This window comes from Chryseobacterium balustinum (genome assembly GCF_900168205.1).
Lineage (GTDB): Bacteria > Bacteroidota > Bacteroidia > Flavobacteriales > Weeksellaceae > Chryseobacterium > Chryseobacterium balustinum.
This window is the reverse complement of the sequence record NZ_FUZE01000018.1, coordinates 15,801-30,207: the sequence shown is the minus strand read 5'-3', so window position 1 is coordinate 30,207 and position 14,407 is coordinate 15,801. Positions and strand designations below refer to the sequence as shown.

Here is a 14,407-nt window from a genome sequence, read left to right as displayed (position 1 = left end):
TTTTCTTTTTCCCCTAACTTTGCACAAACCTAATCTAATGAGTAAAAAGAATACAAAGTACATCTTTGTGACAGGAGGTGTAACTTCATCTTTGGGAAAGGGAATCGTTTCTGCTTCTCTGGGACTTCTACTAAAATCACGCGGCTTTAATGTAACCATCCAAAAACTGGATCCTTATATTAACATCGACCCAGGAACATTAAACCCTTATGAACACGGAGAATGCTATGTAACCGAAGATGGCGCAGAGACGGATTTGGATTTAGGGCACTATGAGCGTTATCTTGATGCTCCTACTTCTCAAAACAATAACGTTACCACTGGGAAAATCTACCAAACTGTAATTGATAAAGAAAGAAAAGGAGATTTCCTTGGGAAAACAGTACAGGTAATTCCTCATATCACCAACGAAATTAAGCGTAGAATTAAAATGCTATCTAAGCAGAACTACGATATCATCATTACTGAGATTGGTGGAACTGTAGGAGATATTGAGTCTTTACCATACATTGAAACTGTACGTCAGTTGAAGTGGGAATTGGGAGAGAAAAATTCTATGGTGATTCACCTTACTTTGTTGCCATATTTGGCTTCAAGTGGAGAGTTAAAAACAAAACCTTCTCAACATTCTGTTCGTCAATTGATGGAAAGCGGAATTATGGCAGATGTTTTAGTATGTAGAACAGAACACACCATTCCAAAAGATCAGAGAGCAAAATTGGCTCAATTCTGTAATGTTTCTTTAGATAATGTAATTGAATGTAAAGATCTGGAAACAATCTATGAAGTTCCGATGTACCTTCAAAAACAAAATTTTGATGATGTCGTTCTAAAAGAATTAGATCTGAAGAATGATAAAGAAGCTGATCTTAAAGATTGGAAAACTTTCCTTAAAAAATTCAAAAATCCTAAAAGAACAATAGAAATTGCTTTAGTAGGTAAATATGTTTCTCTACAAGACTCTTATATTTCCATTGCTGAAGCCTTCAAGCATGCAGGTGCAAGCCTTGAAACTGAAGTAAAAGTAAGATGGGTATACAGTGGAGATATTACTGCTGAAAATATTAAAGAAACTTTACAAGGTGTTGATGGAATTCTTGTTGCCCCAGGTTTTGGTGACAGAGGAATTGAAGGTAAAGTTCTTACTGCTCAGTATGCAAGAGAAAATAAAGTTCCGATGTTAGGAATTTGTTTAGGAATGCAGATCATGACGATTGAATTTGCGAGAAATGTTTTAGGGCATTCAAAAGCCAACTCAATGGAATTTGATACCTCTACACCGGATCCTGTAATTTCAATTATGGAAGAGCAGAAAAATGTTGTAGATAAAGGAGGCACAATGCGTCTTGGTGCTTGGAAATGTTCATTGAAAAATGCATCTAAGTTATATGAAATCTACGGAGCTAAAAATATTTCTGAAAGACACCGTCACCGTTATGAATTCAACAGTGATTATCTTCAGGAATTCGAAAAGAATGGTTTCTTAGCTACCGGTACAAACCCTGAAACAGGACTGGTTGAAGCGCTTGAAATGACAGATCATCCTTTCTACGTGGGAGTACAATATCACCCAGAGTACAAGAGTACGGTGGCAACTCCGCATCCTTTATTCAAAGCTTTTATCAAGGCTTGCGAGAAAAATTAATAAAGAATTTAATTTATAAAACTTTTTGGATGGTGATGACTTACAGGTTTTTAAAACCGATAAGGTTTGAATCTAAAGTAATTATCAAATTATAAACGTTATATATAAACTCAGACTGAGAATAATCAGTCTGAGTTTATTATATAGTAACACATTATACTGTAGAGTTTTGATAAAAAAACAGTATTTTTGTCGACTCTAAAATGTATAGCATTTTGATATACATTTTAAATGAAAAAAGATTCTAGCCATAAAAGAAACAAAAACTTTAAACTTAAAACATTTAGATTAATTGCTTTAAGTTTAATAGTTTAGAAAAGAAAAGCTCGCAAAAGAAGAAAATCAAAGATTTTCAAAAACTTAAGCGGTCTTATTATAATCTTAAAAAAACACTTAAGTATTAAATAAATCTTTTGTGGTTAATTTAAAGTAGAAAATATTTAAAAAATTTTAATAAAAATAAAATGCAAGAGAACAAAGGACTCGATAAAAGTCAGATTATTAGTTTTGCGGTTTTATGTTTGGTCCTTTTCGGATTCATGTTTTATTTTCAGAATAATCAACAGGAAGAAGAAAAGCTGAAAGCTGAGCAGCAGAAAACAGAACAAGCAAAAAATCCCGTAAAACCAACTCCGGCAGCCGATATCAATCCCAATGTAACCCCGAACGCAATTCAGGTTTCCAATTTGGCAAACAACGAGCTGAAGCTTGAGTTTTCAAGTTTAGGAGGTCAGGTTTCAAAAGTTGAGCTTTTAAAGTACAAAGCCTACGATCAAAAAACCGACAAAGCCGATCTTCCGCTTAATCTGATTACTAAAAATAACTCGAGCTACGGTTTTCAGTTCAAAGATAAATCAGGAAAAACTGTTAATACCAAAGATTTAGTGTTTACACCGGTTGTTAACGGTAATTCTGTTACTTTAACGGCAAACTACAGCGGTGCAGCAATTCAATTTGTTTATACTTTAAATAATAATCCTAAAGCAGAGCTTAAAGATCAATATACTTTAGATTTTAAAGTTAGAACTCAAGGCTTAGCGAAAGTAACTTCTGATAACAAAGCAGATTTTATTTGGGATTATCGTGTGAGAAACCTGGAAAAGGGTAGAGCTCAAGAACAAACACATTCAGAATTTGCTTATGCGTTTAATAATTATAAAGATTATGATTATGACGGCAGAACAGATATGAATGAGGAAAAAGAAACGCTGAACTGGATTGGTGTAAAACAGCAGTTTTTCTCTTCTGTAATCGAATCTAAAACAGGTTTCACAAACAGCAAAGGAAACCAAGAGTCTATAGAAGAAGGTGAATATTTAAAAAAATTAAACTTCGAAGGCTTTGTTGCTATGAACGGAGGAGAATTTAATCAGGATTTTACATGGTATTTTATGCCATTGGATTTACCTTTATTAAAATCTTACGACAAAAACTTTGACGAAATTTTACCATTAGGTTGGTCTTTCATAGGAGGAATGAACCGTTATTTCTTCATGTGGTTATACAGTGTTATAGCTGGATGGGGAATATCTGCAGGTTGGGTAATTTTCTTAATGACAATTATTGTGAAATTGATCTTGTCGCCAATTATGTATAAGCAGCATAAATTGAGTGCGATGATGAAAGTAATTCGTCCTGAAATTGATGAAGCTAATGCAAAATTCAAGGATGCAGATCCTATGAAAAAGCAACAGGCAACCATGGAAATTTACAGAAAAGCAGGGGTGAATCAAATGGCGGGATGTCTTCCGGCGCTGGTACAGATTCCTATTTTCTATGCCTTATTCAGATTCTTTCCGAACTTTATCGATTTGAGAGGACAAGGATTCTGGTTTGCAAAAGATCTTACGGCATATGATGATTTGATTAAATTACCATTTAACGTTCCTTTCTTAGGAGATCATTTAAGTGTTTTTGCGATTGCTTGTACGATTGTAATTTTAATTTATACTGTAATGACTTCAGGAAATATGCAGCAACCACAACAAGAAGGGATGCCAAATATGAAAGTGATTATGTATATTTTCCCTATCACATTCTTGTTCTTCTTGAATACTTCAGCATCTGGTTTATCTTGGTATTATTTTGTATCGAATGCGATTAATATTTTGATTATCCTTGTGATTAAGTACATAATTCTGGATGAAAAGAAAATTCACGCTCAAATTCAGGCCAACAAAGAAAAGCCTAAAGCGGAAGGAAAGTTCCAAAAACGAATGAGAGAAATGATGGAAAAGGCTCAGGACGCCCAGAAAGCGCAGGAGCAGACGAAAGGCAAGAAAAAGTAACTTATTATAACAGAAAGAGAAGCAATTTATTGCTTCTCTTTTTTTGTAAAAAATCATTAATATTATTTTTAAATATACTGAGCTACAAAAAAAAAGATATGTTTTTACCATCAAATATTGATTGGTTTTTGATGATCTTTCTATCACTTATGAAATTAGTTTCAGATGTTTGTTTTGGTTGTTGTTTTGCATAATTTTATGTTAATTTGTTATTTTTTTAAATTGTGATTAAATTACGTTAGTTAGTTAGGATTGGTTTTTTTTGAAGTGTTTTTTGATTTATGTGCTTTTTTATTGATTATTTAATGAATTAATAAAAAAAAGCATAAAATTCGATAATAAATTACGAATAATGAAATTGTTAAAAAAATATTAATTTTTTTTCAATTTTTAAGAGTTTATTAACGAAAAGTTTCACAACTTTACGACCACAAAATTAATACTACTAAATGAATAAATTAACTACAAGTATTCTTGCTGTGGTTCTTACCTCATCTTTTGCAATGGTAAGTGCTCAGGAGACACAAGGAGATTCTTTGAGAACACAAGATATCCGTGAAGTGGTGGTAACAGGAGCATTAGGTCTTAAGAAAAGACAAGATGCCGTTACTTCAGCTAACCAAGTCGTAAATAATGCGGAGATCACTCAGGCAAATAATCCAAATGCTATTCAAGCGTTGACCGGAAAGGTTTCTGGTTTACAGATCAATACAACAAATAACTCTGTTAACTCTACCACAAGGGTAGTACTAAGAGGTCCCAGATCCATTTCTGGAAATAATCAAGCATTAGTTGTAATTGATGGCGTTATTTCTACATTAGGAATTTTACAAAATTTACCACCTGAAATTATTGATAACATGAATGTTATTAAAGGGATGCAGGGTGCTGCACTATATGGTGAGAAAGGTAGTAATGGTGTAATTGTGGTTACAACAAAAAGAGGTTCAAAATCTGAAAGGCTGCAATTTACTTTAACGAATTCAGTCGATTTTTCATCGGTTTATAAGTTGCCGATATTTCAAAAACAATATGGGCAAGGTTGGCCTGGTGATGCTTTTGATACAACCGATTATAATGGAACCAACTGGACTCCATATGAAAATTCTGCGTGGGGACCTGCATATTCATCGGTGTTAGGTGGCCAAAATTTATTAGTTGGTTTGCCCCAAGCTGACAATACCTGGTTTAGAGATACTTTTTCACCAAAAGATAATCATATAGCAAACTTTTTTAAAACAGGAGTTTTAATGCAAAATGGAGTGTCTGTAAATGCTGGAGGGGCTGATTCGTACGTTTTTTTATCTGTAAATAGAGCAGAAAATGATTTTGTTGTTGAAAAAGATAATTTAAAAAGAAATAATTTTATTTTAAAAGCAGGTAAGGAACTTGGGAAATTTAGAATTGATGGAAACGTTAATTATTTAGATCTTCGTACTTCTCAAACTTCTGCGGGACTTTATGGACAATTGTTACAAACGCCTACAAACGTAGATATTCGAAAATTCAGAAATTCTTTGCCTGATGCATCACATTCTATATATATCACTAATCCTTATTGGCTAATTGATCACAATAGATTTGATGATAAAAGTAGAACCTTTACTGGATTGGTGAATTTAGCTTATAAGCTTAATGATAATATTTCATTCACTTATGCTGGTTCAGCTACATCAGGTTCGGCTATTTCAGAAAGCCATCTTGATGCATTTGCTTATGACAGGGTATATGGAGGTACAGGAACTTACCTAGATGGGCACTTTCCAAGCGATGGTGTTTTTGCAAGAGAAGCTATTGTATCTAATTATTATAAATCTGTAAATTCTACTTTTAGATATTATGGTGATTTAATGGCTAATTTTGATTATAATTTTACTGATGATATCAATTTTAAGCTAAATGTAGGTCATAATATTCAAGACAACTCAAGCTCAACTGTACAAGTAGGAGGTGAAAACCTTGAAATTCCAGGTTGGTATCATATCAAAAACGTATTACAGCCTGATCAACCTTCAACACTTGGCACGGGAGATACACGTATAAGATCTTATGCTTGGTTTGCAAATATGGATTTGTCTTACAAAGACTATTTATTTTTTAATTCTACTTTTAGATACGAAAAAAGTTCATTAATTAGTGTTAACCCAGTAGATTTTCAAGGAAATGCTTTACCGTTTAGTAATAAAGGATTTGCATATTATTCATTTGGAGGATCATTTGTTCCTACAAAAGCATTTGAAGGTTTGAAGGGAAATGTGCTAAATTATGCAAAGATTAGTGCTTCATATAGTAGAGTTGGTAATGTACAGACAATTCCTGTATTTGGCCTAGATAGAACAGGAATTATACCTACAGGGTATCCTTTTGGTAGCTTAGCATCTTATTTACCAGCTACATCTTTTTATGACCAAAATATTGAACCAGAATTTCTAAATTCAAAAGAAGCTACTTTACAATTAGGTTTCTTTAAAGACAGAATCACTTTTGAGGGATCGGTTTTTAGAAATGATACAGATAATCTTATTTCTTCGGTTGCAAGATCTGCCGCTTCAGGTATTACCTCTACTTTAGGTAATATTGGATCAAGTAGAAATCAAGGTTTTGAATTAGACTTAGGGTTTACACCATTTAAAAGTAAAAACTTCGAATGGAAAGTAAGAGGATCTTATTCAACTTATGAAACAAAAATACTTTCTCTTGCTGATGGATCACTAGAAACTGCACTTACAACCACTACAAGACCTTCGGTTGGTATATATGCTGCTGTAGGCGATCATTTTCCATTAATAAAAGGAACTAAGTATCAAAGAGATCCTAATGGAAATATCATAGTTAATGAAAATGGTAATCCATTAGCAACATCTACGCCAGAAGTATTAGGAAAAGTGAATCCAGATTATATATTAGGTTTCAGTACTTCTATTAAATTTAAAGGAATTACATTAAGTGCGGTTGCTGATTATAGAACAGGAAATAGTTTTATTGCCCTTTCAAAAGGTACATTAGGTTTTGCGGGTAATCTTGAAAAATCTGCTGATTTCGACAGATCTCAAGGATATGTAATTCCAAATTCGGTACAGCTTGTAAATGGTCAATATGTACCAAATACCACAACGGTAGGGGATGATCCATCTTATTTTGGAGTAAATAGCTACTTCGGAGAAGGTAATTTTCAATCAATTGGTGAAGAGCATGTAATAGATGGTACTGCTTTAAAAGTTAGAGAGATTGCATTAAGTTATGATATACCAAGATCAGTATTAAAAGATACATTTGTAAATTCGCTTACAATAGGAGTTTATGCAAGAAATCCGTTTGTGATCTATGCAAAAGATAACAGAAATTTTGCAGATCCTGAAACATCAAATACAAATGGAAATGTTGCCGGGTATGCTGCTTTAGGCCAGTATCCGACTATAAGAAATTATGGATTTAATTTAAATCTAACTTTTTAATAATTAACAAATGAAAAATAATAAATTTTTAATCACTTTTTTGATATCAGCATTAAGTTTGAGTACGACTTCTTGTTCAAATGATTTCCTTAATATTAATGATGATCCAAATAATATTCAGGCAGAGCTTATTACACCAAAGCAAATTCTTCCAGGAGCTATTAGTTCTGCATATAGAACACAAGGCACCACGATGGTACAATTTGGTGGTTTGATGATGAATAGCTGGGGAGCGAATAGTTATAGTATTGGAGGTGCTTTTGCAAGAGAATTTAATTTAGCTACTGTTGATAATACATTCTATAATGGGATTTGGAACATTTATCCTAGAATTGCGAATTTTGCTCAGATTGAAAGATATTCAAACGGTGATCATAAGCAAGATAATTATATTGCTATAGCGAAAATTATGAAAGCATTTTATATGCAGTATATTGTCGATTTATATGGTGATGCTCCTTATAGTGAAGCGTTTTTGGGTGTAGATAATTTAACACCTAAATATGATAATGATGCCGATATTTATAAAAATTTAATTACTAGCTTGGAACAGGCAAATGCTTTAATAGATGCTGAGAATCCTAACGCTGAAGCTCCATCATCAGATATAGTTTTCAGCGGTAATATGGGTAAATGGAAAGCTTTTTCAAATACCATTAAACTTAGAATGCTTGTGCGTATGTCTAAAGTTACTGGAGAATTGGCAACTTACAGAGATGCTAAGCTACAGACTTTAAGTGACCCAACTACAGCATTTATTGAAGAAGAAGTAACTGTAAATCCGGGATATACAGCGTCTAATGATGATCAAATGAATCCATATGGTTTAAACTGGTATAGAAATGCATCATCTACACTAGTTTCTAACAATGGGGTAGTTGTGGTTTCAGAGCATATGGCTAATGCATTAGAAGGAAACTTAAATCTTAATGATTCGAATTATACAAAGTTTAATAATTTGCTAGATCCTAGAAGAACTAGATTGTTTACTGCGGTAACTGGAGGTGTAAGATTTAACGGAGCGGCTTATACAGGCCTTAAAGGTGTTAGACAAGGTGCTGTTCCAGGTCAACCAGGAGCTCCTGTGAGTAGCGTTAATACTTCTAAACTTGCTACAGGGAATTTTGCAGGAAGTGTGGTTGCAACTACATCTTGGTATCAGATTATTGATGCAAATAATCAAAGAGGAGGTGTTTTAATGTCAAAAGCAGAAAGTAATTTATTACAAGCAGAGGCAGCTTTGAGATGGCCTACTGTTTTTTCATACTATTCAGCTGGGGACAAATTCAATTCAGCTATTACAAGCCATAATGCTTGGGTAGGTGGTACTTCAACCGCTATTGCAACATATATTACTAACGCAAATACAAGACCAGGTTTAGGATGGACAGGTAGTAACGAACAAAAAATTGAAGCAATTATGACTCAAAAGTGGATTGCTTTAACCAATGTAAATCCTACAGAAATGTTTATTGAATATCTTAGAACAGGATATCCATACACACCATTGGCTGTAACAGCTCAACAAGCTAATAAACCTTATCGATTGGTATATCCTTTCACGGAATATACTTCAAATCCTTCAAACGTTCCAAGTGTTTCATCTAATGAGGTATTTACGAAAAATACAAAAACTCCATTCTGGAATCAGAATTAATTTGAGTTGAATAAATATTTAACATAATACAACAGAAAGAGAAGCAATTTATTGCTTCTCTTTTTTATTTAGAAATAATTTAAATTTAAAAGTGGCTTATTTCTTTAATGATAATTCACCAGGGACTTATATCTAATCATATTTCAAACGAAAAGATTGTCGGTGATATTTTGTGATGCCGTGCTTTATCAGGGCTTCTTGATGTTTTTTTGTGGCATAACCAAAGTTAGTATTCCAACCATACTCAGGATGTTCTTCGTGGAGCTCAATCATTAATTTATCTCTATAATTTTTGGCTAAAATAGAAGCTGCCGCAATTGATAAAAATTTAGAATCTCCCTTAATAATGCATTGATGTGGAATGAAATTATAAGGGTGAAATTTATTTCCGTCTACCAAAATTAATTCTGGCCTTATGGAGAGCTTATCTAATGCAAGATGCATTGCGTGAATGCTGGCGTTCAGTATATTATGTTCATCAATGAAAGAGGGTGGAAGTTCAGCAATAGCAAAGCTTTTCACATTATCTTTAATGTAACTATCCAAATCCATCCTCGTTTTAAAATTCAGTTTTTTTGAATCGTTGATAAGGCTCTGCTCAAAATTTTCATCTAAAATTACTGCTGCCGCAACCACAGGCCCGCACAAACAACCTCTTCCTACTTCGTCGCAACCTGCTTCGATATAATTATTTGACCATTTCTTTAATAAATCCATAAATTTTAACATTTAAGAGTTGTAAAAATGCTATAAAATCTCAAATGTTATGTTAAAAATAATAATTTTTTTAAATTTTAACAGTTTTATAAGAGAACTTTTTACAACTTTGTTAACACAAAATTAATATTAATATGAAGAAGTTAACAGCAGGAGTACTATCCTTAGTACTATCCTCGTCTTTTGTGGTTGCCCACGCGCAACAAACAAAACCGGGAGATACCCTAAAAACACAAGAAATAGAAACCGTAGTCGTTACAGCGCTCGGTATTAAAAGAGAAAAAAAAGCTCTAGGATATTCTTCTCAGTCTCTCGATGCAGAGAAAGTCAATTCTGTACCAACCAATAACTTTATTAATAACCTATCGGGGAAAGTTGCCGGTATGGAGATTAAAAACAACGGAAATTTTGGAGGTTCTAGTAACATTGTCTTAAGAGGAACTAAAAGTTTAACCGGTGATAATCAAGCATTAATTGTTTTAGATGGAGTTCCTATTGTCAGTGGTAATCTAAATTCTGGTGATGCGTCAAAAGGACGTGATGGTTTCGATTTTGGTAATGCAACGTCTGATATTGATCCCAATAATATTGAGTCTATCAACGTATTAAAAGGTGCAGCTGCGACTGCTCTTTATGGAAGTCTTGCTTCTAATGGGGCAGTAATCATTACGACTAAAAAAGGTAAAAAAAGTAAATCATTGGGTCTTACCATAAACTCAACGGTTTCTGTTGGAGAAATCGATAGGTCTACATTTCCTAAATATCAGAAATTATACGGAGCAGGATACTCAGGAGCTGATAGTTTTTTTAATGAAGATGTAAATGGTGACGGAATTATCGATATTCTCGCACCAACCGGCGATGATGCTTCTTATGGTGCAGCATTTGATCCTAATTTAATGGTTTATCAATGGAATTCTTTTGTTCCTGGAAATCCTAATTTTGGTAAAGCAACACCTTGGACTGCTGCGAGAAATGATCCTTCTAAATTTTTTCAAAAATCTCTATCATTTGTAAATAGTTTTAATTTAAATGGAGGAGACGAACTCAATACTTATAACTTAACCTTTAGCAATAATTACGAAACAGGTATTCTGCCAAACAGTAGATTAAACAAAAATATGTTAAGTGGTAATTACAGCCGTAAATTTTCGGATAAACTTACCGCTCGTACTTCTTTGACATTTAATGATCAAACAACAGTAGGGAGAAATTCTGTAGGCTATGGAGATAATATCATGACTGGTTTCCGACAATGGTGGCCGATAAATGTAGATGTTTTAGAATTAAGAGATGAGTTTTTCAGAACAGGCCAGAATTATACATGGAACATGAATGCACCGTTAGAAGGAGATCTTTCTGCAGCATTTTGGAATAACCCTTATTGGGACAGATACAAAAATTATTCTTCTGATGATAAAACAAGATTAATTGCCGGAGGTGAATTATCTTATGATGTTACAGATAAGTTTAATATTTTAGGAAGAGCTACTATAGATTATACCAATAGCAAACAAGAGCTTAGAAAGGCTGTAGGAAGCCATGCTGAAGAATTTGGTTTGGCTCAGGCTGATGAAACTTCAGGATATTGGGTATATGATGATACAATCATGAGGCAGACTTATGATATCATTGGAAGGTATAACTTGAATATTTCGGATAAGGTAAATGCTCTTTTTATTGCTGGAGGTCAGTTTATGGATCAGCATCAGAGAAGTATTGAGAATTCTACTACAGGTGGATTGATTATTCCTAATCTTTATACAATAGGAAATTCGAGAGCTTATTTTCCTCCTCTTGAAACAAATATAAGAGGGCAGAAAGCGGGAATTTATGCACAAGCATCTTTTGATTATAATAAATTTTTATTCTTAGAAGGTACTATTCGTAACGATACTTCCAGTGCACTTCCAAAAGTAAATAATAATTACACATATTACTCTTTGGGTTCTAGTTTCGTATTTAGTGAACTGGTTAAACCAAGTTGGTTAAATTTTGGAAAGGTAAGATTAAGTTATGCAGAGGTAGGTAAGGATACGGATTTTGGACGACCGGGCTTCTTTTTTAACAGAGGAACGGTAAGTAATAATCCAATGGCAGATATTAGTAATACTTACGTTGATTTCAACAGTTTAAAACCAGAAAGACAAAAAAGCTGGGAAGTTGGTTTAGAAACGTCAATGTTTAAAAGAAGGGTAACTTTGGATGTTTCATTGTATAAAACCAATACAGAAGATTTATTATTTAGCGTACCCCAATCTCCGTCAACTAAGTACAGTTTTTCACTTATTAATGCTGGAGAAACAGAAAACAAAGGTATTGAAGTTGCTTTAGGGGCAGTTCCATTAAAAAGTGAAAATTTCCAATGGGATATTAATGTGAACTGGTCGCGTAATAGAAATATAGTTAAAGCTCTTAATCAAGGACGAGATAATTTGCAGTTGGCAAGCTTTCAAGAAACATCATTAAATGCTACTGTTGGTGAAGCCTACGGAACATTTAGGGGAACAGGATTTGTTTACGATGCAAATGGTAATAAAGTAGTGGATGATGATGGTTATTACTTAGTTGCTACCGATAAGGTTATAGGAAATATACAGCCAGATTGGATAGGAGGTGTTTATAATACATTTAGATACAAAAATATTTCTCTTGGTTTCTTAATTGATGTTCGAAAAGGAGGTAGTGTTTACTCTTTAGATCAGTCTTATGGAGGATATACAGGTATCTATGAATATACTGCAGGACTAAATGATTTAGGAAATCCTATTAGAAATACACTTGACAACGGTGGAGGTATAGTCCTTTCAGGTGTAAAACAGGATGGCACTCCAAATAATGTTAGAATTGATGCGTCTACAGCCGGTGGTGCATTTGGAACAGACGCAGGTTTACCTCAAGAAGCTTTTGTTTACGATGCTTCATATGTAAAGTTAAGAGAGGCTAAAATTTCTTATAGCTTGCCTGCTGATTTACTTAGAAATACCTTTATTAAAGGAATGACTTTGAGTCTGATGGGACAAAATCTATGGATTATTCATAAAAATCTTCCAGATGCAGATCCTGAAGCAGGAACTTCTTCAGGTAACGTTCAAGGGTTTCAGTCAGGGGTAATGCCAACAACGCGTATTTATTCATTCAATGTTAAATTAGACTTCTAAATCGAATTAAAATGAAAAAGATATTTTCAATACTTACTATAAGCTCGTTAACAATTCTCACAGGATGTGTAAACGGAGATGAAGATTTTAATAATAATCAAAGTCAGCCTTATGAGGTTCCGACTGAACCACTGTTTACAAATGCTCAGAAAGAGCTGATGGATCAGATGGAAACACCAAGTGTTAATCTCAATGTATTTAGGTTTTTTCAGCATTATTTAGCGACAACGATATATAGAAATGATGCCAGATTTAATTTTACAGGAACAAGAAAAGTTCCTGATAATATGTGGCTTGCATTATATACAGATGTTCTCGGAAATCTTGATGAAGCAAAAAAAGTTTTAGCGACGGAAGTAAAACCGCCTTTAATGCCACAGGCAACTTGGGAAAAACAGCAGGCAAATAAATTGGCAATCATCAATTTAATGGAAGTTTATACTTATCAGGTTTTAGTAGATAGTTTTGGGAATGTTCCTTATTCGGAAGCTGCACAACCAGAAACTATTGTTTTGCCAAAATATGATGATGCTAAAACAATTTATGAAGATTTAATTACGAGAATAAACTCAGCGCTATCTACTTTAGATTCGGGATATGCAAGTTTTGAATCTGGAGATAATATTTACAATGGAAATGTTGGAGATTGGATTGTTTTTGCGAACAGTTTAAAGCTTAAAATAGGAATTAATCTTGCTGATGTAAATCCTACACTAGCTAAACAAACTGTAGAAGCTGCCTATAACGGGGGGGTGATGCTTACAAATCCTAAGAATTCGTTGTTTAAATATGATGGAACTTCACCCAATTTTAATCGCTTATATGCAGAAGTAATTGCAAGTAATAGAAACGACTTTGTAGCGGAAGAAGGTATTGTAGATGCAATGAACGGATTGAATGATCCAAGAAGACCATTTTATTTCACTGAAGTATCTGGAGGTGGATACGTTGGCGGAACTGTCGGATTGACTAATGGATATGGTTCAAATTCTCATATTGCAAACAATTTATTAGTTGCCAATAAGACAGGAATATTATTTGATGCAGCAGAGGTTAATTTCTATTTGGCAGAAGCGGCAGCAAGAGGATACACTGTAGGAAGTTCGGCAGCTCAATATTATCAAACAGCTATTGAAAGATCAATGGAACAGTGGGGAGTACCTGCTACGGATATTACTACCTATTTAGCAAATCCTGATGTTGTATTTTCTACTGCGAATTGGAAACTTAAAATTGGTCAACAAGCTTGGATTGCAATGTATAATAGAGGTTTTGAATCTTGGAATTTCTATAGAAGATTAGATTCTCCTGTGCTAACAGCACCTAATGCAGTAGCTGCAGCTGCCGGAAAAGTTCCTACCAGATTAACTTACCCTATTAATGAGCAAACTGTAAATGGAGCGAATTGGAATTCAGCAGCCTCAGCAATCGGAGGTGATAAACTGACAACAAAAGTTTTCTGGGATATTAATTAATTTTTAACA

At 33.8% G+C, this 14,407-nt stretch carries 7 protein-coding genes; 6 read left to right on the top strand and 1 reads right to left on the bottom strand.

What is annotated here, in order from left to right; all coding sequences use genetic code 11:
* Positions 1-37 precede the first annotated feature (37 nt).
* From B5X64_RS16720 to B5X64_RS16705, 4 genes are all read left to right on the top strand, one after another.
* Complete coding sequence (locus B5X64_RS16720) at positions 38-1,645, top strand: CTP synthase (protein WP_079466330.1); 1,608 nt, start codon at positions 38-40, stop codon at positions 1,643-1,645.
* 464 nt (positions 1,646-2,109) lie between these two features.
* On the top strand, positions 2,110-3,933 hold the full coding sequence (yidC, locus tag B5X64_RS16715) for a membrane protein insertase YidC (RefSeq protein ID WP_079466329.1): 1,824 nt from the start codon (positions 2,110-2,112) through the stop codon (positions 3,931-3,933).
* Between the two features lie 449 nt (positions 3,934-4,382).
* Positions 4,383-7,388 carry a SusC/RagA family TonB-linked outer membrane protein gene (locus tag B5X64_RS16710; RefSeq protein WP_079466328.1) on the top strand — a complete coding sequence of 1,002 codons (3,006 nt, stop codon included), beginning with the start codon at positions 4,383-4,385 and terminating at the stop codon, positions 7,386-7,388.
* Positions 7,389-7,398: 10 nt separating this feature from the next.
* Entirely contained in the window at positions 7,399-9,045 is a 1,647-nt protein-coding gene (locus B5X64_RS16705) for a SusD/RagB family nutrient-binding outer membrane lipoprotein (RefSeq protein WP_079466327.1), read from the top strand.
* A gap of 132 nt (positions 9,046-9,177) precedes the next feature.
* On the opposite strand, the gene B5X64_RS16700 is transcribed toward B5X64_RS16705, so the two are convergent.
* Positions 9,178-9,762, bottom strand: a complete 585-nt coding sequence (locus B5X64_RS16700; RefSeq protein ID WP_079466391.1) for a ribonuclease HII — start codon at positions 9,760-9,762, stop codon at positions 9,178-9,180.
* Positions 9,763-9,896: 134 nt separating this feature from the next.
* On the opposite strand from B5X64_RS16700, the gene B5X64_RS16695 reads away from it, so the two are divergent.
* On the top strand, positions 9,897-12,923 hold the full coding sequence (locus tag B5X64_RS16695; protein ID WP_079466326.1) for a SusC/RagA family TonB-linked outer membrane protein: 3,027 nt from the start codon (positions 9,897-9,899) through the stop codon (positions 12,921-12,923).
* Positions 12,924-12,934: 11 nt separating this feature from the next.
* Positions 12,935-14,398, top strand: a complete 1,464-nt coding sequence (locus B5X64_RS16690; RefSeq protein WP_079466325.1) for a SusD/RagB family nutrient-binding outer membrane lipoprotein — start codon at positions 12,935-12,937, stop codon at positions 14,396-14,398.
* The last annotated feature ends 9 nt before the right edge of the window (positions 14,399-14,407 follow it).

What these genes read in the sequence shown, in the direction of transcription:
- B5X64_RS16720 (WP_079466330.1), top strand. Translation starts at nt 38, where the DNA reads ATGAGTAAAAAGAATACAAAGTACATCTTTGTGACAGGAGGTGTAACT.
- yidC (WP_079466329.1), top strand. Translation starts at nt 2,110, where the DNA reads ATGCAAGAGAACAAAGGACTCGATAAAAGTCAGATTATTAGTTTTGCG.
- B5X64_RS16710 (WP_079466328.1), top strand. Translation starts at nt 4,383, where the DNA reads ATGAATAAATTAACTACAAGTATTCTTGCTGTGGTTCTTACCTCATCT.
- B5X64_RS16705 (WP_079466327.1), top strand. Translation starts at nt 7,399, where the DNA reads ATGAAAAATAATAAATTTTTAATCACTTTTTTGATATCAGCATTAAGT.
- B5X64_RS16700 (WP_079466391.1), bottom strand. Translation starts at nt 9,762, where the DNA reads ATGGATTTATTAAAGAAATGGTCAAATAATTATATCGAAGCAGGTTGC.
- B5X64_RS16695 (WP_079466326.1), top strand. Translation starts at nt 9,897, where the DNA reads ATGAAGAAGTTAACAGCAGGAGTACTATCCTTAGTACTATCCTCGTCT.
- B5X64_RS16690 (WP_079466325.1), top strand. Translation starts at nt 12,935, where the DNA reads ATGAAAAAGATATTTTCAATACTTACTATAAGCTCGTTAACAATTCTC.